Genomic DNA, 21457 nt, shown 5'->3' with positions numbered 1-21457 from the left:
GAAGCGCTTCGATGATGGTCGTCATCATTTCCGGACGAAACTCGGCCTGTCAAGGCTTGGTAAAACAGGGGAACCCGGGTGGTGGGCATCCGGGCCTTGCTTCAGGTGTGACTATTGCAGGCCGGTTCAGTCGAAGCGGTTCCGCCCGGCAGGGGCGTCCCGCCGCAGATCGGGGCGGCTGGGGAGCACCCGCCGGACGCTGGCAGGATGTTCCGCATGACTGAACCCCTCGTCGTACGTGGCCGCCTGGTCCAGCCGTCCGCGGTGGTGGACGACGGCGTCGTCGTCGCCTCGGGCGGACGCGTCACGTTCGCCGGCTCGATGGCCGAGGCCGCGGCTGCGGGCCTCGGGCCCGACGTCGACCGGGTGCCGCCCGCCCCCGGGACGTACGTGCTGCCGGGGCTCGTGGACCTGCACAACCACGGCGGTGGCGGCGCCTCGTTCCCTGACGCAGGCTCCGCCGACGAGGCGATGGTGGGCGTGCTGGAACACCGGCGCCACGGCACCACGACGCTGCTCGCGTCGCTCGTGACGGCCCAGCCGGACGTGCTGCTGCGCCGCGCGGCGGTGCTGGCCGAGCTGGCCACGGCCGGTGAGATCGAGGGGATCCACGCCGAAGGGCCGTTCCTCTCGCACCGGCGCCGAGGCGCGCACAACCCGGCTGACCTGCAAGAAGGCAGCGCCGACCTGGTCCGCGACCTGGTCCGGGCGGCCCGCGGCAGCCTGCGCACCATGACCGTGGCACCCGAGGTACCCGGGGTGACCGGCCCCGGCGGCGTGGCCGAGGCGCTGACCGCGGCCGGTGTGCTGCCGTCCCTCGGGCACACCGACGGCAGCACCGAGCAGGCCGAGGCGCTGATCGAGCAGGTGACGGCGGCGCTCGCGGGCGGTACCCGGGGCCCGATGACGGCCACGCACCTGTTCAACGGCATGCGCCCCCTGCACCACCGGGTGCCGGGACCGATCGCCGCGTGCCTGGCGGCGGCGGCCCGGGGCGACATGGTGGTCGAGCTCATCGGTGACGGCGTGCACCTCGACGCCGCCACCGTGCGCTCGGTGTTCGACATGGTGGGTGCGGACCACGTGGCGCTCGTCACCGACGCGATGGCGGCGGCCGGGGTGGCCGACGGCCGGTACGAGCTGGGGCCGATGTCGGTGGAGGTGCGCGAGGGCGTCGCCCGCGTCGTCACGGAGGCCCAGGCGGCTCCCGGGGAGGGGCCGATCGCGGGCGGCACCGCCCACCTGGTCGACGTGGTGCGGTGCGCCGTGCGGGGTGGCGTCCCGCTGGTGGACGCCGTGCGGTCCGCCACCGTGGTGCCCGCCGGTGTGCTGGGGCTGGCCGGCGAGGTCGGCACCCTGGTGCCGGGCGCCCGCGCCGACGTACTGGTCACGGACGCCGATCTGCGTCCGGTACGGGTGCTGCGGCACGGCGTCGACGTCGCCGTCGGGTCGGACGCTGTTGACATCGATGTCGCCGGCGCGTAACGCCGCGCTGTTAGCGTTCGGAGGTATGACGCCTCCCGTGTTCCAGCCCGGCCAGACCGTCGTGCGCCGCGAGATCATGCGGGGCGAGCCGTGGATCGCGATCCCGCAGGTCTGCGTCCAGGACGACGGCGACCTGCTGGTCACCTACACGCCCGGTGGCACCCCGATGGTGTACCCGGGCTCCGGCACGTTCCCGGTGGGGGAGCACCCCTGGAAGCTCGCGGGCAGCACCCACTGGCGGGGCCACGGGCGGCTGGAGCTGCACTGGGCCGGCGTGGAGCACTCCCTCTTCCTGTTCTGGGACGGCCCGCAGCGTGCCTTCCAGGGCTGGTACTTCAACCTCGAGGACGCGCCCCGCCGGACGCCGATGGGGTTCGACACGCTCGACCACGAGCTGGACGTCTGGTGGGGAGCCGACGCCGAGACCTACGAGTTCAAGGACGTCGCCGAGTTCGAGGAGACGGGCCCCGCGCGCTACCCCGGCCGGATGGAGCAGATCCGCGCGGAGGGTGCCCGGATCGCCGGGCTGCTGGATGCCGGCGAGCTCTGGTGGGACAAGGCCTGGGCCGACTGGACGCCCGACCCGGCGTGGCAGCCGCGCGAGGTGCCCGAGGGCTGGGAGGGCGTGCCGTTCGAGGTGCGCTGAGCGGCCGGCCCCGGGTGGCGGCGTCGGCCCGGCGATATCGCGCAATTCTGGTGGCAGCCGGGTCGCCGGGCGCTACGGTCGGAGCGTGCCTTCTTCCGCGTCCGTCCCCAGACCTGCCGCACCTGGCTCCCGTCCCGCCGGTACCGGCCTCCGCGCCGAACCGGCCTGGCCCCTGACCACCGACCGTCTGCTGCTCCGTCCGGTCCGGCCGGAGGACGCCGAGGCGTTCTTCGTCTGGCGCTCCCGCCCCGACGTCGTGCGCTACATGTACCAGCCGCCGTGGGACCGCGCCGCGGCCGAGCAGAAGCTCCGGGCCTGGTCACGGGCCCCGTTCGACGACGTGGGCGACGTCATCGTGCTGGCCGTCGAGCTGGACGGCGCCGTCGTCGGCGAGACGATGCTGAAGTGGGCCGCCGGGCCGCGGCAGGCCGAGCTCGGCTACGCCCTGCGGCCCGACACCGCAGGTCGTGGCCTGGCCACCGAGGCCGCGCGCGCGACCCTCGCCCTCGCCTTCGGCACGTACGGCTTCCACCGCGTCTACGCGCGCATCGACGAGGAGAACGGCGCCTCGGTCCGGGTGGCGCAGCGGCTGGGCATGCGGCAGGAGGCCCGCCTGGTCGAGAGCGACGTGCGCGACGGCGAGTGGTCCACCGAGGTGGTCTACGCGATCCTCGACCGGGAGTTCGACGCCTAGCGTGCCGCGCCCGGCCCCGGTCCGGGGGCCGAGCTCTCCCGCTCGGTGAGGACCGGGGCGAGCAGCCTGGTCTCGGAGGGCTGCTCGCCTCCGAGCCGGGCCATCACCATGTCGACGGCCACCTTGCCGATGTCCTCGGCGGGCAGGTCGATGCTGGTCATCGGGATCCGCTGCGCCAGCGCGACGTCCGTGGGGCACACCGCCACGACCGACATGTCGGTGCCCACGGTCGCACCGCGCTCGGCCAGGCGGGCGAGCACGTGGGGCAGGGCGGCCTCGTTGTGCACGATGATCCCGGTGGTCTCCGGCGCGGTCGCCAGCAGGGTGTCCACGGCCTGCACCGCCCCCGACGGCGTGGCGTCGCACGGCTCGACCGTGACCGTCACGCCGGAGCCCCGGGCCTGGTCACGCAGCCCCCGCATCAGCCGCTCGGCGTAGGACGTGTGCCGCCGCAGCACCTCGGGCGGGGAGCCGATGAGTGCGACGTCGGTGTGCCCGGCCTGCGCCAGGTGCCGCACCGCGAGCCGGCCCGCGGCCTCGAAGTCGAGGTCCACGCAGCTCAGCCCCTCCGGGTCCTGCGGCAGGCCGATGAGCACGGTGGGCTGCTTGGCGGCCGCGACCAGGGGGACGCGCGGGTCGTCCGCCTCGATGTCCATCATCACCAGGGCGTCGACCATGGAGCCGCTGAGCACCCGGTCGAGGCCGCTGACGTCGTCCTGCGTCAGGAGCAGCACGTCGTGCTCGAAGTCCCGGGCCCGTGTGACCACGCCCGCGACGAACTGCATGATCACGGGCACGTTCACGCCGACGCGGAGCGGTGCCATGAGGGCGATCACGGTGGTGCGGGCGGATGCCAGCGCCCGCGCGCCCGCGTGCGGCCGGTAGCCCAGCCTGTCGATCGCCCGCTCGACCCGCGCCCGGGTGGGCGCGGAGATGGGTCGCTTGCCGGACAGCACGTAGGAGACGGTCGAGACCGAGACCCCTGCCGCCTTTGCCACGTCGTCGATCGTTGCCATGGTGCCTCTCACTCGGTCTGGTAGCAGTGTGCCTCACGGGAGCAAGCGCTTCGACAACATAGCCCATAGTGGCCCCAACCGAGGGGCTAGACATTAGTGATACCAACGAGCTAGCGTGTTGAACCGCTTCGACAACCCGATCGCAGAGGTTCGGGGGCGGCCCGTGACGACGCTGGGCCGGCCGGCGTCGAGCACCGAACATCGAGGAGATGCGATGAAGCACCAGCGGACGACGGCCGTCGCGGCGGCCGTGCTCACCGGAGCCCTGGCTCTGACCGGATGTACCGGCCAGAGCGCCGGCGGCGGCGACACCGACGACAGCACGCTCACCATCTGGCACTACGAGAACGACGACTCGGCGATGGGCAAGGCCTGGGCCAAGGCCATCGAGATCTTCGAGGAGGAGAACCCCGACGTCACCGTCGACGTCCAGAAGCAGACGTTCGAGCAGATCCAGAAGAACGCCAAGATCGTGCTCACGGGCGACGACGTGCCCGACGTCATGGAGTTCAACAAGGGCAACGCCACCGCGGGGCAGCTCGCCGCGCAGGGCCTGCTGAACCCGCTGACCGACGCCGCCACCGAGCGCGGCTGGGACGAGAAGCTGTCCGGCTCGCTCGCCACCACGGCCACCTACGACGAGCAGGGCCTCATGGGCTCCGGCGAGTGGTACGGCGTGCCCAACTACGGCGAGTTCGTGGGCGTCTACTACAACAAGGACATGTTCGCCGAGCACGACCTGGAGGTGCCGACCACCCTCGACGAGTTCGAGGACGTCCTGGCCGCCTTCAAGGAGGAGGGCATCACGCCCCTGGCCGAGGCGGGGGCCGAGTACCCGCTGGGCCAGCTCTGGTACGAGCTCGTGCTCGCCTACGGCGACCGTCAGCTCGTGGACGACTACCAGCTCTTCGCGAACGACGTCGACTTCCACAACGACGCGATGACCCAGGCCACGGAGAAGCTCGACGAGTGGATCGAGAAGGGCTACATCGCCTCCGACTCCGCGGCCCTCACGGCCGAGGACATGGGCGTCTCGTTCATCGACGGCACCTACCCGCTCATGGTCAGCGGCTCCTGGTGGTTCGGCCGCCTCGCCACCGAGGTCGAGGCCGACTGGGGCCAGTTCAACTTCCCGGGCAACTCGCTGCACACCGGCTCGTCGGGCAACCTCTGGGTGGTCCCCGCCAACGCCGACTCCCCGAGCCTGGCCGAGGAGTTCATCGACATCACGCTGCGCCCCGAGGTGCAGAACGTGCTGGCCACCGAGGGCGGCCTGCCCGTGGCCGGTGACGCCTCCGTCATCGAGGACGAGCGCACTCGCGAGCTCACCGAGAACTTCCAGGCGATCCTCGACGAGGACGGCCTCGCGTACTACCCCGACTGGCCCGTGGCCGGCTACTACGACGTGATCGTCAGCGAGCTGCAGTCCCTGGTCAACCGGTCCAAGACGCCGGCCGAGGTGCTCGACGGGCTGCAGAGCTCGTACGACGAGGGCAAGGCCGACCTGCTCGATGGCTGACACCGCCCTGACCGACCGGCGCGCGCGGGCGGACCTCCGCCCGCGCGCGCCGCGCGGGACGCGCCGCCGTCGGGCGGAGTGGGTGGCGTACCTGCCCTACCTGCTGCCCGGCGCGATCGCGTTCGGCGTGGTGATCGGCTACCCGCTGCTGACCAACGTGTACTTCAGCCTGTTCAAGTGGCGCGGCGGGATGGCGCCGCTGCGGTGGAACGGGCTGGGCAACTACGTGGACCTGCTGGGCGACGACAAGTTCTGGACGTCGTTCGGCAACTCGCTGGCGATGATCGTCGCGATGGTGCTCGTGCCCACGCTGCTGGGCCTGGTGCTCGCGGCGGTCCTGTTCGACTACCTCGGGCGGCGGTTCGGCGAGCGCGTCTCCTCCGTGCTGCGCGCCACGTACTACCTGCCGCAGATCCTGCCCGTCGCCGTGGCGGGCGTGCTGTGGAACTGGATCCTGAACTCCCAGACCGGCGCGCTCAACGTGATCCTGCGCGGGCTCGGCGTCGAGACGCCGCCCAACTGGCTGGGCGATCCCGACACGGCCCTGCCCTCGGTGATGCTCGTGCTCATCTGGGTGCAGATGGGCTACCCGGTGGTCATCTTCATGGCGGCCCTGCAGCGTGTGGACCCGGAGCTCTACGAGGCGGCCGAGCTGGACGGCGCCGGCTGGTGGGACCGGTTCCGGGCCATCACCGTGCCGCAGATCCGCCCGGAGACGTTCGTGGTGACGCTGACCTGCACCGTGGCGGCGCTCAAGGTGTTCGGACCCATCTACGTGCTGACGCGCGGCGGACCCGAGAGCTCGACCCTGGTGCCGAGCTACTACTCGTACCTGAACTTCTTCGACAAGTCCCAGGTGGGCTACGGGTCCGCGATCGCCACGGTGCTCACGCTCGTGATCGTGGTCGTCGCGCTGGTGATCCTCGGCCTGCAGAACCGGGCCGAACGACGTGAGAGGGAGGGCATCTGACATGGCTGTCGCTACGGACCCGCGGCCCGCGCAGGTGCGCGCCACCGCCGTCGACTCCCGGTACCGCCGGGGCGCCGGCCGCTGGCTCGTCCTGGCCGCCGCGGTCCTCGTGGGGCTCGCGGTGCTCGCGCCGTTCGGGATCATGCTGCTCAACGCGTTCAAGTCGCCGCAGGACTACGCGGCCAACGGACCGCTGTCGTGGCCGTCCTCGCTGTACCTGGACGGCGTGGTCGCGTTCTGGGAGCGCACCGACTTCCCGGTCAAGCTGTGGAACTCGGTGTTCATCTCGGCCCTCGTGGCCGTGGGCGGAGCGCTGCTGTCGCTGCTGAACGCGTACGCGATCGGCATCGGCCGGGTGAAGGGCCGGCTGTGGATCATCGCGCTGTTCCTGCTGGCGAACATGCTGCCGCAGGAGGCCCTGATCTACCCGCTGTTCACGATGGCCCAGTCGGTGGGCCTGTCGAACTCGCAGTGGTCGGTGATCATCATCTTCACCGTCATCCAGTCGGCGTTCGGCACGTACCTGCTGTCGTCCGTGCTCGGCACGTTCCCGCCCGCGCTGCTGGAGGCGGCCGCGCTGGACGGCGCGAGCCGCTGGCGCATCCTCTGGCAGGTCGTGTTCCCGATCGTGCGGCCCACGCTCTCGGTGCTGATGATCTTCTTCTTCATCTGGACCTGGAACGAGTTCTTCATCCCGCTGGTCATGCTGACCAGCAACGACACCCAGACCATCCCCATCGCCCTGGCATCCCTGCAGGGCGACCGCATGATGGATGCACCGACGATCAACGCGGGCTCGCTCGTGTCGCTGGTGCCGGCCGTCATCTTCTTCCTGATCTTCCAGCGCACCCTGACCCGGGGCGTGACCGCCGGGGCGGTCAAGTGACGACGCCCCACCGAGCAGCGACGAGGTCCCACGCATGAGATTCACCGACGGTTACTGGCAGTTCCGCCCCGGCGTCGAGGTGCTGCGCCCCCGCGACATCGACTCCGTCGAGGCGGGCGACGGGACGCTCACCGTGTACGCGCCCACCGCGCCCATCACCAAGCGCGGCGACACCCTGAACCGCCCGGTCGTGACCGTCACGTTCGACGCTCCTGCGGACGACGTGATCGGGGTGCGCATCGAGCACCACCAGGGCCGCCGCGACCCCGGGCCGCACTTCGCGGTCAACCGGGAGCCGGGCGTGGTCAAGGTCGTGACGCCGGCCGCCCCGGGCGAGGGCCCCGCCGAGCTCACCTCGGGCGGCCTCACCGCGCGCGTGTCGACGGACGGCGAGTGGCGCGTCGACTTCGTGGCCGGCGGCGAGGTGCTCACCACGTCGTCCGCCCGGAGCGTCGGGCTGGCGAGCACGCCCGACGGCGACTTCGTGCACGAGCAGCTCGGGCTCTCCGTGGGCGAGCACGTCTACGGGCTGGGCGAGCGGTTCGGCGCGTTCGTCAAGAACGGCCAGAGCGTCGACATCTGGAACGAGGACGGCGGCACCGCCAGCGAGCAGGCCTACAAGAACGTGCCGTTCTACCTCACCGACCGTGGCTACGGAGTCTTCGTGGCACACCCCGAGCACGTCTCGTTCGAGGTGGGGTCCGAGGTGGTCAGCCGCACCCAGTTCTCCGTGCCGGGGCAGTCGCTCCAGTACTACGTGATCCACGGGCCGACGCCGGCCGAGATCCTGCGCCGGTACACGGCCCTGACGGGGCGGCCCGCCGTCGTCCCCGCGTGGTCGTACGGGCTGTGGCTGTCCACGTCGTTCACCACGGACTACTCCGAGTCCACGGTGATGAGCTTCGTGGACGGCATGGCCGAGCGGGACCTCCCGCTGTCGGTGTTCCACTTCGACTGCTTCTGGATGCGGCAGTTCCACTGGTGCGACTTCGTGTGGGACCCGGCCACGTTCCCGGACCCCGAGGGCATGCTGACCCGGCTGCACGAGCGGGACCTGAAGGTCTGCGTGTGGATCAACCCGTACATCGCCCAGCGGTCCCACCTGTTCAAGGAGGGTGCCGAGAAGGGCTACCTCGTCACCACGGCCGACGGCGACGTCTGGCAGTGGGACAAGTGGCAGGCCGGCATGGCGCTGGTGGACTTCACCAACCCCGAGGCCGCCGCCTGGTACCAGGACAAGCTGCGCGTGCTGCTGGACCAGGGCGTGGACTGCTTCAAGACGGACTTCGGGGAGCGCATCCCCACCGACGTCGTCTGGCACGACGGGTCCGACCCGCAGCGCATGCACAACTTCTACGCCTCCCTGTACAACAAGACGGTGTTCGACCTGCTGGAGCAGGAGCGGGGCACCGGCGAGGCAGTGCTGTTCGCCCGGTCGGCGACGGCGGGCACGCAGCAGTTCCCGGTGCACTGGGGCGGCGACTGCGAGTCCACGTTCGTGTCCATGGCCGAGTCGCTGCGCGGCGGCCTGTCGTTGTCGCTGTCCGGGTTCGGCTACTGGAGCCACGACATCGGCGGCTTCGAGGGCACGCCCGACCCGGCCGTCTTCAAGCGGTGGACGGCGTTCGGCCTGCTGTCCTCGCACTCCCGCCTGCACGGGTCCAGCTCGTACCGCGTGCCGTGGGCGTTCGACGACGAGGCCGTCGACGTGACGCGCAAGTTCACCCGGCTGAAGATGCGGCTGATGCCGTACCTCGGGCAGGCCGGTTCCCAGGCCGCCGGAGCGGGGCTTCCCGTGATGCGGCCCATGGTGCTGGAGTTCCCGGCCGACCGGACCGCCGCCACCGTGGACACGCAGTACATGCTCGGGCCGTCGCTGCTGGTCGCGCCCGTGTTCGGCGAGTCCCGCGCGGAGTACTACCTCCCGGAGGGGGAGTGGACCCGGCTGCCCGACGTCGCCGCGCCCGGCCTGGCCTCGACCGTCACCGGGTCGCGCTGGGTCACCGAGGAGCACGGCTTCGACACCCTGCCCGTGCTCGTGCGACCGGGCACCGTGCTGCCGGTCGGCGCGCGCGACGACCGGCCCGACTACGCGTGGGCCGAGGGCGTGACGTTACGCTGCACCCGTCTGCCCGAAGGGTTCGACGAAGAGATCCTGGTCCCCGGTGGCACCGGCGCCCCGGCGACGTTCCGTGTGCGGTACGAGGCCGGCGTCGTGCACGTGACCAGCGCTGACGCTCCTGGCGAATGGAGCGTCGAGAACGAAGGCAAGACCGTTCGGGCCACCGGCCCGGGAGAGGTGGCACTGTGAGTGCACGGAGTTTCCCTGCTGACTTCCTCTGGGGATCGGCGACCGCGTCGTACCAGATCGAGGGTGGCGCGACCGAGGGAGGGCGCGGGCCGTCCATCTGGGACACGTTCTCGCACACCCCCGGCAAGACGCTGAACGGTGACACGGGAGACGTCGCGGACGACCACTTCCACCGCTGGCAGGAGGACGTCGAGCACATCAAGAACCTGGGCCTGGGCGCCTACCGGTTCTCGATCGCGTGGCCGCGGGTGCAGCCGGGCGGCTCCGGCGAGTTCAACGCCGAGGGCATCCGCTTCTACTCGGACCTCGTGGACGGCCTGATCGCCGCGGGCGTCAAGCCCGTCGTCACGCTCTACCACTGGGACCTCCCGCAGGAGCTGGAGGACGCCGGCGGCTGGACCAACCGCGAGACCGCGTACGCGTTCGCGAGGTACGCGCGCAGGATGGCCGAGGAGCTCGGCGACCGCATCGACGTCTGGACCACGCTCAACGAGCCGTGGTGCACGGCGTACCTGGGCTACGGCTCCGGCGTGCACGCGCCGGGCCGCACCGAGCCCCTGGCCGCGCTCCAGGCGGTGCACCACCTGAACCTGGCGCACGGCCTCGCCGTGCAGCAGATCCGCGAGGTGCTCGGCGACGCCGCCAAGACCTCGATCACGCTGAACCTGCACGTCTTCCGGCCGGACGACCCGTCGTCGGAGGCCGACCAGGCCGCCGTCCGCCAGGTCGACGCGCTGGCCAACCGGGCCTTCCTCGGGCCGGTGCTGGACGGCGCCTACCCGGCCGACCTGCTGGAGAACACCGCCTCGGTGACCGACTGGTCGTTCGTGCAGGACGGCGACCTGGAGATCGCCCGGCAGCCGCTCGACGTCCTGGGCGTGAACTACTACTCGACGGCACGCGTGCGGCACTACTCCGGCGAGGGGGAGCGCCAGCAGGCCGACGGGCACAAGGACTCCGCGGGCACCCCGTGGATCGCGGCCGACGACGTCGAGTTCCTGCCGCAGCCCGGCCCGTACACCGCCATGGGCTGGAACATCGAGCCCGCCGGTCTCACGGACCTGCTGGTCTCGCTCCGGGACACCTACCCCGACCAGCCGCTCATGGTCACCGAGAACGGCGCCGCGTTCGCGGACACCGTCGTGGTCGAGGACGGCGTGGCGCGCGTGCACGACGTGGAGCGCGTCTCCTACCTGCACGACCACGTCGAGGCGCTCGGGCTCGCCCGGGACCAGGGCGTGGACGTGCGCGGGTACTTCGCGTGGTCGCTGCTCGACAACTTCGAGTGGGCCTACGGGTACGACCGCCGGTTCGGCATCATCCGCGTGGACTACGAGACGCATGTGCGCACGTGGAAGGACTCGGCGCACTGGTACCGCCGGCTGGCCACGACGAACGTGCTGCCGTCCGTCGACGAGGTGGCCCCGGCCTGACGCCCTGACCTGACCCGGCGCCGCCGGTCCGGTCCGTCGAACGCAGGGATCGTCGGTGCACGCGTGCGTGTGCGCCGACGATCCCTGCGTTCGTGCAGGAGGCCCGCGGGCACCGGTGATGACGGCGCCGGCGACGGGATACCTTCTGGCCATGAACGAGCTCCGTGACGTGCTGACCGGCTGGCTGGAGCGGACGCGGGCGGCCGGGCGGGTGCCGGCACTGTCGGCGGCCGTCGGGCGCGGGGGCGAGGTGCTGTGGGCGGACGCCGTCGCGGCGCCCGCCTCGGCAGGACGCGCACCGGGCGACGGGCCGACGCCGGACCACGCCTTCCGCATCGGTTCCGTGACCAAGACGATGCTCGCCGTGGCGGTGCTGCGACTCGTCGAGGACGGCGAGATCACGCTGCACGACGCCGTCGGCGCGCACGTGCCCGACGCCCCGGCAGCGGACGCCACCGTGGCCGAGCTGCTCAGCCACAGTGCCGGCCTGCCCGCCGAGCCCGCGGGTCCCTGGTGGGAACGGGCCGGGGGCTCGACCTGGGGGCAGATCGTGGCCTCGGGCCTGCCACGGCTCGCCGCACCGGGCACCCGGTACCACTACTCGAACGTCGGCTACGCGGTGCTCGGCCGCCTCGTGGAGGACGTGCGCGGCCGGGCCTGGGACGAGGTGCTCCGCGACGAGGTGTGGACGCCGCTCGGCATGACCTCGACCGGTCGCGTGCCCGTGGGGCCGCACGTCACGGGCTACGCCGTGCACCCCCACGCCGACCTGGTGCACGCCGAGCCCGTGCCCGCCTACCTGGCCATGGGGCCGGCCGGCGAGCTGTGGTCCACGCCGTCGGACCTGGTGCGCTTCGGGATGTGGCTGGCCTGCCACGACACGCTGGGCGCCGCGGGCGACGCCGTGCTGCCCGTGGCCGCCCGCCGGCTCATGACGACGCCGCGCGTGGTGGTGGACGAGCCCGGCACGGCCTGGACCGGTGCGTACGGCCTGGGCGTCCGGGTGCGCAAGGACGTGCTGGACGGGGAGCTCGTGCGCACCGTGGGCCACTCCGGGTCGGTCCCGGGCTTTACCGCCGACCTGCGGGTGGACCTCGCGACGGGCCACGCCGTGGCGGTGGTCGGGTCGAGCACCGCCGGGTTCGGCGATGGGACCGGGCTCCTGGCCGCGTGGCGCGGCCTGGGCTCCCGGGCGTCGGACGACGGCGGAGCCGGCGCGGGTGCCGGGCGCGCCGGTGCGGGTGCCGGGCGTGCCGCTGCCGCTTCGGTGCCGGGCGCCGCGGCGCTCGCGGGCGACTGGTACTGGGGGCCCGTGCCGTACACGCTGACCGCCGTGGGCGGGCGGCTGGCCCTGGCCGGTGTGTCCAGCGGGCGCGGTACCGAGTTCGAGCCCGGTGCCGAGCCCGGCACCTGGGTGGGCGTGACGGCCGGGTACTGGCAGGGAGAGACGCTCCGCGGCGTGGAACGGGAGGGACGTGTGGTCGCGTTGGACGTGGGGACGTTCTGCCTGACGCGCACGCCGTACGCCGCGGACGCGGACCTCCCGGGTGGTCACGACGAGGCGGGCTGGCACGCGCTGTGACATTTCGCACCGCGTGCCGCGCGGGCCGGCGCGACACGCCCAAGCGGTCGCGACACGCCGTCGTCCGGATCTGATTTTCGGACCCCTCCGAGCCCCGCGAGGTGCGTCTTCGCGCGCCCCGGAGGTGCCTCCCGGAACCGCCCGGGAAAGCCCGGCGTGCCGCCTGCCGTGCAGTGTCAGAGGCTCGTGGCAGCATGGTCCCTGAGCGTTCCGGGCGGCTGTGCCGTAGTGCGCCGTTCGTCACCAACCACAACATGTCGTAAGCGAGCGAGCGTCAGACACTAGGTGTAGTGTTTGGTTCAGCGGGAGACGCAGACCCGCGAACAAAGCACACCGACGTAAGTTCACGGGTGTTCTTCGAGGTCAGAGGAGGCGGACATGAGCGTCACGGTCTACAGCAAGCCGGCATGCGTGCAGTGCGACGCGACGTACCGGGCACTGGATCGCAAGGGTGTCGAGTACACGGTCGTGGACATCACGCAGGACGCCGAGGCGCTCGAGATGGTTCGCGGCCTCGGCTACCTCCAGGCACCGGTCGTCGTGGCCGGTGACACTCACTGGTCGGGCTTTCGCCCCGACCAGATCAGCGCGGTCGCCGCGCTCCAGGCCGCTTCGGCCTGACCAGCACCACAGCTACGTCGGCAAGGGGGCGTGACGTGGGTTCTCTCGTCTACTTCTCCAGCGTGTCCGAGAACACGCACCGGTTCGTCCAGAAGCTCGCGCTCGACGAGCTGGGGATGCCGGTGCACCGGATACCGCTCCGCCCGGCCGACGGCTTCCTGCGCGTGGACGAGCCCTACGTCCTCATGGCCCCCACCTACGGTGGCGGCAACGAGGGCGGGGCCGTCCCGCGGCAGGTGAGGAAGTTCCTCAACGACGAACACAACCGGTCGCTCATCCGCGGCGTCATCGCCGCGGGGAACACCAACTTCGGGGCTGCGTACTGCATCACCGGGGACATCATCGCTGCGAAGTGTGATGTCCCCTATCTTTACGCCTTCGAACTACTGGGAACGGCGCAGGACGTCACGCGCGTCCGCAACGGATTGGGACGATTTTGGCAGCAACAACCACTGAGTCTCTCAGCCTGACTGAGGGCCTGAGCGAGATCCCGCTGGAGTCTCTCCAGCTCGACTACCACGCGCTCAACGCCATGCTCAACCTCTACGGTCCGGACGGGAAGATCCAGTTCGAGAAGGACCGTGAGGCGGCCCGCCAGTACTTCCTGCAGCACGTCAACCCGAACACCGTCGAGTTCGACACGCTGGACGCGAAGCTCGACCACCTCGTCGAGGCCCAGTACTACGACCCGACCGTGCTGGCGAAGTACTCCCGCGCGTTCGTCAAGGAGCTGTTCCAGCTCGCGTACTCGAAGAAGTTCCGCTTCGAGACGTTCCTCGGCGCCTTCAAGTACTACACGTCGTACACGCTCAAGACGTTCGACGGCAAGAAGTACCTGGAGCGCTTCGAGGACCGCGTCGCGATGGTCGCCCTCGGCCTGGCCGACGGTGACGAGCAGACGGCGCGCGACATCGTCGAGGAGGTCATCTCCGGGCGCTTCCAGCCGGCGACGCCGACCTTCCTCAACGTCGGCAAGGCGCAGCGCGGCGAGCCCGTGTCCTGCTTCCTGCTGCGCATCGAGGACAACATGGAGTCCATCGCGCGCGGCATCAACTCCGCACTGCAGCTCTCCAAGCGCGGTGGCGGCGTGGCGCTGCTGCTGAGCAACATCCGCGAGCACGGCGCGCCGATCAAGCACATCGAGAACCAGTCCTCGGGCGTCATCCCCGTGATGAAGCTCCTGGAGGACTCCTTCTCCTACGCGAACCAGCTCGGTGCGCGCCAGGGTGCGGGCGCGGTGTACCTGCACGCCCACCACCCCGACATCATGCGGTTCCTCGACACCAAGCGGGAGAACGCGGACGAGAAGATCCGCATCAAGACCCTCTCGCTGGGCGTGGTCATCCCGGACATCACGTTCGAGCTGGCCAAGAAGAACGCGGACATGCACCTGTTCAGCCCGTACGACGTCGAGCGTGTCTACGGCAAGCCGTTCGCCGACATCTCGATCACCGAGAAGTACGACGAGCTCGTCGCCGACGACCGCATCCGCAAGACCACGATCAGCGCCCGCGACTTCTTCCAGACGCTCGCGGAGCTGCAGTTCGAGTCGGGCTACCCGTACATCATGTTCGAGGACACGGTGAACAAGGCGAACCCGATCAAGGGCCGCATCACCCACTCGAACCTGTGCTCCGAGATCCTCCAGGTCTCGACCCCGTCGACGTTCAACGAGGACCTCTCCTACGACACGGTCGGCCGGGACATCTCCTGCAACCTGGGCTCGCTGAACATCGCCAAGGCGATGGACTCGCCGGACTTCGGCCGCACCATCGACACGGCGATCCGCGCGCTGACGGCGGTGAGCGACCAGACCTCGATCGAGTCGGTGCCGTCGATCAAGCTGGCCAACGAGCAGGGGCACGCCATCGGCCTGGGCCAGATGAACCTGCACGGCTACCTCGCCCGCGAGCACATCTACTACGGCTCGGAGGAGGGTGTCGACTTCACGAACATCTACTTCTACACCGTGGCCTACCACGCGATCGCGGCGTCCAACCGTCTCTCGATCGAGCGCAAGCAGAAGTTCGGCGGGTTCGAGGACTCGAAGTACGCGACGGGCGAGTACTTCGACAAGTACGTCCAGCAGGAGTGGAAGCCGGCCACGGCGCGGGTCGCGCAGCTCTTCGCGGACGCCGGCGTGGCGATCCCGACGCAGGACGACTGGCGTGCGCTCAAGGCCTCGGTCATGGAGCACGGCATCTACAACCAGAACCTCCAGGCCGTGCCGCCCACGGGTTCGATCAGCTACATCAACAACTCGACGTCGTCGATCCACCCGGTGCCGGCCAAGATCGAGATCCGCAAGGAAGGCAAGCTCGGCCGCGTCTACTACCCGGCGCCGTACATGACGAACGACAACCTGGACTACTACCAGGACGCGTACGAGATCGGCTACGAGAAGATCATCGACACGTACGCCGCGGCGACGCAGCACGTCGACCAGGGCCTCTCGCTGACCCTGTTCTTCCCGGACACGGTGACCACGCGCGACGTGAACAAGGCGCAGATCTACGCCTGGCGCAAGGGCATCAAGACGCTCTACTACATCCGCCTGCGCCAGCTCGCGCTGGAGGGTACCGAGGTGGACAACTGCGTCTCCTGCATGCTGTGACGCGCACCCTCTGCCAGATCCCCGCCGACCGTAGTCTCTGAAGGAACTCCCATGTCGCCAACCGGCAAGCTCAAGCTCATCGATCGCGTGACGGCGATCAACTGGAACCGCCTCGAGGACGAGAAGGACCTCGAGGTCTGGGACCGTCTGGTCGGTAACTTCTGGCTGCCGGAGAAGGTGCCGGTGTCCAACGACATCCAGTCGTGGAACACGCTCTCGGAGCACGAGAAGACGATGACCTCGCGGGTCTTCACCGGCCTGACCCTCCTGGACACCATCCAGGGCACGGTCGGCGCGGTGTCGCTGATCCCGGACGCGCTCACCCCGCACGAGGAGGCGGTGTACACCAACATCGCCTTCATGGAGAGCGTGCACGCGAAGAGCTACTCCTCGATCTTCTCGACGCTCCTGTCGACGCCGGAGATCGACGCGGCCTTCGAGTGGTCCGAGAACAACGAGCACCTGCAGAAGAAGGCGGAGATCGTCCTCGACTACTACCGGGGCGACGACCCGCTGAAGCGCAAGGTCGCCTCGACGATGCTCGAGTCGTTCCTGTTCTACTCCGGCTTCTACGCGCCGATGTACTGGTCCTCGCGGGCCAAGCTCACGAACACGGCAGACCTGATCCGCCTCATCATCCGTGACGAGGCAGTGCACGGGTACTACATCGGCTACAAGTACCAGAAGGGCCTCGCGAAGCTGACGCAGCCCGAGCAGGACGACCTCAAGGCGTACACGTTCGACCTGCTCTTCGAGCTGTACGAGAACGAGGTCGAGTACACCGACTCGCTCTACGGCGAGCTGGGGCTGACCGAGGACGTCAAGAAGTTCCTGCGGTACAACGGCAACAAGGCCCTGATGAACCTGGGCTACGAGGCGCTGTTCCCCAAGGAGGACACCGACGTCAACCCGGCGATCCTCGCGGCGCTGTCGCCGAACGCGGACGAGAACCACGACTTCTTCTCGGGGTCTGGCTCGTCGTACGTGATCGGCAAGGCCGTGGAGACCGAGGACGACGACTGGGACTTCTGACGCCCCGTCGGGAGCCGGTCGCGCACAGCGGCTGACCAGAGGCCCGGAACCGCAGATTCCTGCGGTTCCGGGCCTCTGTCATGCACGGGCGGGCGTCGTGCCGGGAGGGCGACGTTCAGCCGGAAGCCCTGCGGCGCGTGCTCGGCGTGCACCTCGCCGCCGTGCGCCTGGACGATGCCGCGCATTGGCGCCCCTGGCGGGTGCGCTGTCCGACCGGACCAGGTCCGGGTGGGGCCGGCACGCGCCGTGGATCGTCGCGAGTGTCGTGCTCGGCGCAGCTCTCCTGGTCGCGGCCCGGTACTCGCCGACCATCGGCGTGCTCCTCGCCGTCTGCACGCTGGCGCAGGGTGCCCTGGAGATCGCGCCCGGGCCGCTGCAGCCGCTGCACACGACGGTGCCCGACCGCGTCCCCGTCCGGCGGGGCAGGCGAGCCCGGGCGTGGTTGAACCGGCCGGGGGTGTGCCGTTGAATCGTGCGCATGAGCGCAGAGACCAGCCCGTTGACCGCCACCGACCTCGAGTTCCTCGGGCGCCCGCTGTACGGCTTCCTGTCCGTGGCCGGTGCGGCGGAGCCGCCGGAACCCCGGCCGGTGTGGTTCGAGGCCACCGCCGAGGGCACCGTCCAGCTCTTCACCGAGGCGGGCTCGGTGAAGGTGCGACGCCTGGCGCGCGACCCGCGCGCCTCGCTGGTCGTCGCGGCCCCCGTGGGGGAGCGCGAACGGTGGGTGTCCGTCGCCGGCCCGGCCACCGTCGAGGCCGACGGCGCGCACGACCTCGCCTCCCGCCTGGCCGCGCGGTACTGGGACCTCGACGACCGGGACCGGGCCCGCGACCTCGCCTCGATCCTGGCCGGGGAGCTGCTGCGCGTCGTCATCCACCCGGAGCGGGTGCGCCGGTACGCGTACTGACCCGGCTGCAGGGCCGCCGCTACCAGGCGGCAGCCTGGGCCGCGATGAGTGCCGCCTCCACCCGGTTCCGCGCACCGGTGGTCCGCAGGATCGAGGTGACGTGCACCTTCACGGTGCCCTCGGCGAGGTGGAGCCGCCGAGCGATCTCGGCGTTCGAGAGACCGTCACCGACCAGAGCCAGGACCTCCTGCTCACGCGGCGTCAGCCGCTCGAAGCGCTCCCGGGCATGCTGCCGTGCGATGAAACGGGTGCCCATACCGGTCTGCAGCAGGCGACGCGAGACCGCCGGGGAGAAGTAGGCGCCGCCCTCCGCAGCCGCGTGTACTGCGAGCAGCAGTTCGCGGGGGTCGCCGGACTTCAGCACGAACCCGTCGGCGCCCAGCCGGATCGCCTCGGCGACGTACTCGTCCTCACCGAACGTGGTGACCATGAGGCACGACGGAGAGCCGGTGGTGCGCCGGATCTCCGCCAGAGTGTCCAGACCGCTCATCGGTCCCATGCGGACGTCCAGGAGCACGACGTCCGGACGGTTCGCCCGGACAGCCGCCAGCGTCTCCTCGCCGGAGGAAACCTCCGCGACGACACGGACCGAGTCATCGGTCCCGAGGATTCCGGCGAGGCCTGCGCGCACCAGGGGCTCGTCGTCAGCGAGGAGGACCCGGAGCGGTGCGGTCCGGGGTGCCGCACTCACCGCGCGACTCCGACCACGACGTCGGCCGACGTGACGTGGTGCTCCGCCCAGCAGATCCGATAGGCGTCACCCGACGCATCGTCGAGCGGGTCGGCGGTCACGGCGTAGTAGTCGCAGGCCGGGTCGGCACCGGGCGGCGGATCGAGGGTCGTACCAGGCAACAGCGGCTGGACGTCGGCCCGGGCGTCGCCGACGTCGATCCTGGCGAACGCCGCCGGGCCGAGCATCGCACGCCGGGCGTCGAGGTTGTCCGCGAGCTGGATCGCTGTCGCGACCGCCACCAGTGCGACCGACGGCACCAGCACCGCGGCCAGCAGCAGCGCTCCGCCTCGCCGCCGGGCGCGGGCCAGGCCGTCGGTGACCGCGCGGGCGTCCCGCGGCGACCTGGCTCGGGGGCTGGGCTCGTGGTCTGTCGGCCGCGCGCCGTCCTCAGGCACGCCGCCGGACGACCGCCCCTCCGGCACGGGGTGCAGCTCGGCGGTCAGCACATAGGTGCCCGACCGGGGGCCGGCCTCGAAAGATCCACCGGTCCTGCGCACCTGCTCGGCGAGCGAGCGGAGCCCGGTGCCGCCGTCGGACGCCGCTCGCTCGTGATCGCGCTCCACCGGGCCGGTGGACGGCGGCAGCGGGTTGCTCACGGTCACGACGAGCCGACGTGCCCCCGCCTCCGGCTCGCCGGGCGCGGGGGAGGCCTGCGACGCCCCGGGTACCAGCGTGACCCGGACCGGCCGGCCCGGGGCGTGCCTGAGGGCATTGGTCAGCCCTTCCCGGACCACACGGGTCACCGCCGGGCCGTAGGCCGAGACGAGATCGTCGCCGGGCGGCGCGGTGAGCACGACGTCGGCGCCGGCCCGGCGCGCCTCCTGCACGAGCGTCTCCACGTCGGCCTGCCCGCCCGGCGAAGGTCGCGCGTCGGCCCGCCCCGTGCGCAGCGTCTGGACGGACGCGCCCAGCCGGGCGACGGCATCGGAGACCTGACGCCGCGCGAGCGAGACCGACTCCTGCACGGAGGTGGCCGGGCCGGCAGCACCCGACGGCCGAGGGGCGCTCGTGCCACGCTCCAGCTCCAGCTCCAGCCGGCCCAGGTTGACGGCAACCAGGCTGAGCGCGTGCCCGAGGTCGTCGTGCAGGCTCTCGGCGAGCTGCAGGCGTTGCCGGGCGAGGTCGGTCTCGGCGCGCAGCCGTTCCATGTCCTGCTCGCGCACGAGGGCCAACGCCGCGTCGGCCTCGGCGTTCCGGCGTGCGCGCCATGCCAGGGCCACCGCCCACGGGAGCACACCGGTCACGACGCCACGGGCCGTGGCGACCAGCGCGTCACGGAGGTCGGCCCACCCGGCCAGCACGGCGCCTGCGCCCGCGGCGGCCCCGACAGCCATGGCCACGACCCCCAGCCGTCCCCCGCCGCGCAGCAGCCCGAGGAGGGCGGCGACCGCGGCCAGCGGGACCATCCACCAGGGACTCACCCCGGCGAGGACCAGCAGCGCGGCGAAGGCTGCCGCCGCGACGAGCAGGGCGAGGCGCCGCACGGGCAGGTGCGCGGGGGAGTGCTCGACGTCGCGCGTCCAGGGCTCGTGGGTCACCGCACCATCGTCGCCGACGCCCCGCATCCTCCGCCTCCGGCCCCGGTCTGATCTTCGGGCCGGCCCACTACCACCAAGGTCATAGCTGGTTCCTGACCCAGGCCAGATCCGCACGGCGCCGCCGATTCCTAGCGTTCTCGACATGTCCACAACACGCCATGCCCCGGTCCGCTCCGCGGTGTCGGTCCCAGGTCCGGTCCCGCGGTCCGTGCTGCCCTTCTCGCTGGGCACCTTCGTGGTGCTGGCCACCGTCGCCACGCTGACCTGGCCCGCACGCGAACGTCTCTTCGAGGTCGTCGCCGGTGCGACTGCCGCCTCACCTCTCGCCGGCCTCGCGGGCCTTGTCGCAGACAAGGGGCTGCTGCTCCTCGTCGGAGTCACGGCCTGCCTCGCGCTCGTCACCTGGCGCCGCGACCGGCCCGCCTTCTGGCTGCTCGCCGCCGCCGGAGCCGGCACCGTCACCGCATACGCGACGAGCGAGGTGGTGAAGGTCCTCGTCGCAGAGGAGCGACCGTGCCGCACGGTCGACGTCGCCACCGTGCTGGACTGTCCCGTGCCGGGCGACTGGTCCTGGCCCAGCAACCACGCGACGATCGCGGGGGCGCTCGCGGTCGCCTGCCTGCTGGTGGCGCCGCGTCTGTGGCCCGCTGTCGTACCGCTCGCACTGGCCGTCGCCGGGGCCCGGGTGGCCGCGGGCGTCCACTACGTGCACGACGTCGCGTCCGGTCTGGCCCTCGCGGTCCTCCTCACCGTCCTGGTGAGCCTGGCGGTTCATGCCGCCGGTCGGCGCCTCGTGTCCCGGAGGTGGCCGACCCCGGCGGGGCCGGCCACACCCGTCACGCCTCGATCGACCGCGCGCCCGTCACGGGCGGCTCGGCGGACCACGGGAAGGTGATCCACAGATCGGTGTCCTTCCACGAGTAGTCGGGCTGGATGATCGTGCGCGGCTTGGTGAACAGCACGGCCGAGCGGGCCTCGGCGCCCTGCTTGGCCAGGAGGTCCATGACCAGCGCCAGGGTGCGGCCGGAGTCGGCGACGTCGTCGACCACCAGGACCTTCGCGCCGGGGAGGTCGGAGGTGTCCATGAGGGGCGGCAGCACGCGCGGGTCGTCGAGCGTCTTGCCGATGTCGGTGTAGAACTCGATGTTCAGCGTGCCGACACCCTTGGTGCCGAGCGCGTACGCCATCGCACCGCCGGGTACCAGGCCGCCGCGCGCCACGGCGATCACCACGTCCGGTACGAATCCGCTGTCCACCACCTGGTGGGCCAGGTCGCGGACCGCGTCGGGGAAGGTCTCCCAGGTGAGCACCTCGCGCTCCGGCGGCGTCACGGGCTCGGGGGCGGGCAGTTCAGTCGACGTCATGGGACGACCCTACGAGACGTGGGGGGGGGCCCCGGGGGGGGGGGGCCCCCCCGCCGGGGGGGGGCCGCGCGGGGGGCCCCCCGCCCGGGGGGGCGCGGCCACACCC

At 71.2% G+C, this 21457-nt stretch carries 20 protein-coding genes; 16 read left to right on the top strand and 4 right to left on the bottom strand.

What is annotated here, in order from left to right; translation table 11 throughout:
- The first annotated feature begins 207 nt into the window (after positions 1–207).
- From ACIG47_RS20160 to ACIG47_RS20150, 3 genes are all read left to right on the top strand, one after another.
- Positions 208–1485: an N-acetylglucosamine-6-phosphate deacetylase gene (locus ACIG47_RS20160; protein ID WP_397432883.1), complete on the top strand. Its 1278-nt coding sequence runs from the start codon at positions 208–210 to the stop codon at positions 1483–1485.
- A gap of 25 nt (positions 1486–1510) precedes the next feature.
- On the top strand, positions 1511–2131 hold the full coding sequence (locus ACIG47_RS20155; protein WP_397415000.1) for a DUF402 domain-containing protein: 621 nt from the start codon (positions 1511–1513) through the stop codon (positions 2129–2131).
- 85 nt (positions 2132–2216) lie between these two features.
- Positions 2217–2825 carry a GNAT family N-acetyltransferase gene (locus ACIG47_RS20150; RefSeq protein ID WP_397432882.1) on the top strand — a complete coding sequence of 203 codons (609 nt, stop codon included), beginning with the start codon at positions 2217–2219 and terminating at the stop codon, positions 2823–2825.
- Here the strand turns inward: ACIG47_RS20150 and ACIG47_RS20145 are convergent.
- A complete protein-coding gene (locus tag ACIG47_RS20145; protein ID WP_397415006.1) occupies positions 2822–3841 on the bottom strand; it encodes a LacI family DNA-binding transcriptional regulator in 1020 nt (339 codons plus the stop codon). The genes ACIG47_RS20150 and ACIG47_RS20145 overlap by 4 nt on opposite strands.
- 214 nt (positions 3842–4055) lie before the next feature.
- On the opposite strand from ACIG47_RS20145, the gene ACIG47_RS20140 reads away from it, so the two are divergent.
- The 12 genes from ACIG47_RS20140 to ACIG47_RS20085 all read left to right on the top strand — a co-directional run bounded on the left by ACIG47_RS20140 (position 4056) and on the right by ACIG47_RS20085 (position 17716).
- Positions 4056–5360, top strand: coding sequence for an ABC transporter substrate-binding protein (locus ACIG47_RS20140; RefSeq protein WP_397432881.1), 1305 nt, complete (start codon positions 4056–4058; stop codon positions 5358–5360).
- A complete protein-coding gene (locus ACIG47_RS20135) occupies positions 5353–6330 on the top strand; it encodes a carbohydrate ABC transporter permease (protein ID WP_397432880.1) in 978 nt (325 codons plus the stop codon). Before ACIG47_RS20140 ends, ACIG47_RS20135 begins: the two co-directional genes overlap by 8 nt.
- Before the next feature lies 1 nt (position 6331).
- A complete protein-coding gene (locus ACIG47_RS20130) occupies positions 6332–7216 on the top strand; it encodes a carbohydrate ABC transporter permease (RefSeq protein WP_121387747.1) in 885 nt (294 codons plus the stop codon).
- A 34-nt stretch (positions 7217–7250) separates the two neighbouring features.
- Positions 7251–9527 (top strand): alpha-xylosidase, encoded by a 2277-nt coding sequence (gene yicI, locus ACIG47_RS20125; protein WP_397432878.1) that lies wholly within the window; start codon positions 7251–7253, stop codon positions 9525–9527.
- Positions 9524–10960 carry a GH1 family beta-glucosidase gene (locus tag ACIG47_RS20120; protein WP_397415021.1) on the top strand — a complete coding sequence of 479 codons (1437 nt, stop codon included), beginning with the start codon at positions 9524–9526 and terminating at the stop codon, positions 10958–10960. Before yicI ends, ACIG47_RS20120 begins: the two co-directional genes overlap by 4 nt.
- A gap of 151 nt (positions 10961–11111) precedes the next feature.
- Entirely contained in the window at positions 11112–12542 is a 1431-nt protein-coding gene (locus tag ACIG47_RS20115; RefSeq protein WP_397432877.1) for a serine hydrolase domain-containing protein, read from the top strand.
- Positions 12543–12920: 378 nt separating this feature from the next.
- Positions 12921–13163 (top strand): glutaredoxin-like protein NrdH, encoded by a 243-nt coding sequence (gene nrdH, locus ACIG47_RS20110; protein WP_020017613.1) that lies wholly within the window; start codon positions 12921–12923, stop codon positions 13161–13163.
- A 35-nt stretch (positions 13164–13198) separates the two neighbouring features.
- The gene (gene nrdI / locus ACIG47_RS20105; RefSeq protein ID WP_397415027.1) at positions 13199–13633 is read left to right on the top strand and encodes a class Ib ribonucleoside-diphosphate reductase assembly flavoprotein NrdI; all 435 of its coding nucleotides are present in this window, start codon (positions 13199–13201) and stop codon (positions 13631–13633) included.
- A gap of 62 nt (positions 13634–13695) precedes the next feature.
- The gene (gene nrdE / locus ACIG47_RS20100; protein ID WP_397432941.1) at positions 13696–15777 is read left to right on the top strand and encodes a class 1b ribonucleoside-diphosphate reductase subunit alpha; all 2082 of its coding nucleotides are present in this window, start codon (positions 13696–13698) and stop codon (positions 15775–15777) included.
- Between the two features lie 51 nt (positions 15778–15828).
- Positions 15829–16809 carry a class 1b ribonucleoside-diphosphate reductase subunit beta gene (nrdF, locus tag ACIG47_RS20095; protein WP_397415029.1) on the top strand — a complete coding sequence of 327 codons (981 nt, stop codon included), beginning with the start codon at positions 15829–15831 and terminating at the stop codon, positions 16807–16809.
- 184 nt (positions 16810–16993) lie between these two features.
- On the top strand, positions 16994–17278 hold the full coding sequence (locus ACIG47_RS20090; RefSeq protein ID WP_397432876.1) for a hypothetical protein: 285 nt from the start codon (positions 16994–16996) through the stop codon (positions 17276–17278).
- 9 nt (positions 17279–17287) lie between these two features.
- Complete coding sequence (locus tag ACIG47_RS20085) at positions 17288–17716, top strand: pyridoxamine 5'-phosphate oxidase family protein (protein ID WP_397432875.1); 429 nt, start codon at positions 17288–17290, stop codon at positions 17714–17716.
- Between the two features lie 19 nt (positions 17717–17735).
- Here ACIG47_RS20085 and ACIG47_RS20080 read toward each other — a convergent pair whose 3' ends face one another.
- Both ACIG47_RS20080 and ACIG47_RS20075 read right to left on the bottom strand, forming a co-directional pair.
- Positions 17736–18407 carry a response regulator gene (locus ACIG47_RS20080; RefSeq protein WP_397432873.1) on the bottom strand — a complete coding sequence of 224 codons (672 nt, stop codon included), beginning with the start codon at positions 18405–18407 and terminating at the stop codon, positions 17736–17738.
- On the bottom strand, positions 18404–19987 hold the full coding sequence (locus ACIG47_RS20075) for a sensor histidine kinase (protein ID WP_397432872.1): 1584 nt from the start codon (positions 19985–19987) through the stop codon (positions 18404–18406). Before ACIG47_RS20075 ends, ACIG47_RS20080 begins: the two co-directional genes overlap by 4 nt.
- A gap of 142 nt (positions 19988–20129) precedes the next feature.
- Here ACIG47_RS20075 and ACIG47_RS20070 point away from each other — a divergent pair, with 142 nt between their 5' ends.
- Complete coding sequence (locus ACIG47_RS20070) at positions 20130–20882, top strand: phosphatase PAP2 family protein (RefSeq protein WP_397432871.1); 753 nt, start codon at positions 20130–20132, stop codon at positions 20880–20882.
- Here ACIG47_RS20070 and ACIG47_RS20065 read toward each other — a convergent pair.
- A complete protein-coding gene (locus ACIG47_RS20065) occupies positions 20824–21351 on the bottom strand; it encodes a phosphoribosyltransferase (protein ID WP_397415058.1) in 528 nt (175 codons plus the stop codon). The genes ACIG47_RS20070 and ACIG47_RS20065 overlap by 59 nt on opposite strands.
- Positions 21352–21457: the final 106 nt, after the last annotated feature.

This window comes from Promicromonospora sp. NPDC052451, from assembly GCF_044547525.1.
Lineage (GTDB): Bacteria > Actinomycetota > Actinomycetes > Actinomycetales > Cellulomonadaceae > Promicromonospora.
This window is presented reverse-complemented; position numbering and strand designations above follow the sequence as displayed.

Bases quoted from the DNA above. Each gene is read 5' to 3' on its own strand.
- yicI (WP_397432878.1), top strand. From the start codon at position 7,251: ATGAGATTCACCGACGGTTACTGGCAGTTCCGCCCCGGCGTCGAGGTG.
- ACIG47_RS20115 (WP_397432877.1), top strand. From the start codon at position 11,112: ATGAACGAGCTCCGTGACGTGCTGACCGGCTGGCTGGAGCGGACGCGG.
- ACIG47_RS20070 (WP_397432871.1), top strand. From the start codon at position 20,130: ATGTCCACAACACGCCATGCCCCGGTCCGCTCCGCGGTGTCGGTCCCA.
- ACIG47_RS20155 (WP_397415000.1), top strand. From the start codon at position 1,511: ATGACGCCTCCCGTGTTCCAGCCCGGCCAGACCGTCGTGCGCCGCGAG.
- ACIG47_RS20085 (WP_397432875.1), top strand. From the start codon at position 17,288: ATGAGCGCAGAGACCAGCCCGTTGACCGCCACCGACCTCGAGTTCCTC.
- nrdE (WP_397432941.1), top strand. From the start codon at position 13,696: ATGCTCAACCTCTACGGTCCGGACGGGAAGATCCAGTTCGAGAAGGAC.
- ACIG47_RS20130 (WP_121387747.1), top strand. From the start codon at position 6,332: ATGGCTGTCGCTACGGACCCGCGGCCCGCGCAGGTGCGCGCCACCGCC.
- ACIG47_RS20160 (WP_397432883.1), top strand. From the start codon at position 208: ATGTTCCGCATGACTGAACCCCTCGTCGTACGTGGCCGCCTGGTCCAG.
- nrdH (WP_020017613.1), top strand. From the start codon at position 12,921: ATGAGCGTCACGGTCTACAGCAAGCCGGCATGCGTGCAGTGCGACGCG.
- nrdF (WP_397415029.1), top strand. From the start codon at position 15,829: ATGTCGCCAACCGGCAAGCTCAAGCTCATCGATCGCGTGACGGCGATC.
- ACIG47_RS20140 (WP_397432881.1), top strand. From the start codon at position 4,056: ATGAAGCACCAGCGGACGACGGCCGTCGCGGCGGCCGTGCTCACCGGA.
- ACIG47_RS20065 (WP_397415058.1), bottom strand. From the start codon at position 21,351: ATGACGTCGACTGAACTGCCCGCCCCCGAGCCCGTGACGCCGCCGGAG.
- ACIG47_RS20145 (WP_397415006.1), bottom strand. From the start codon at position 3,841: ATGGCAACGATCGACGACGTGGCAAAGGCGGCAGGGGTCTCGGTCTCG.
- ACIG47_RS20135 (WP_397432880.1), top strand. From the start codon at position 5,353: ATGGCTGACACCGCCCTGACCGACCGGCGCGCGCGGGCGGACCTCCGC.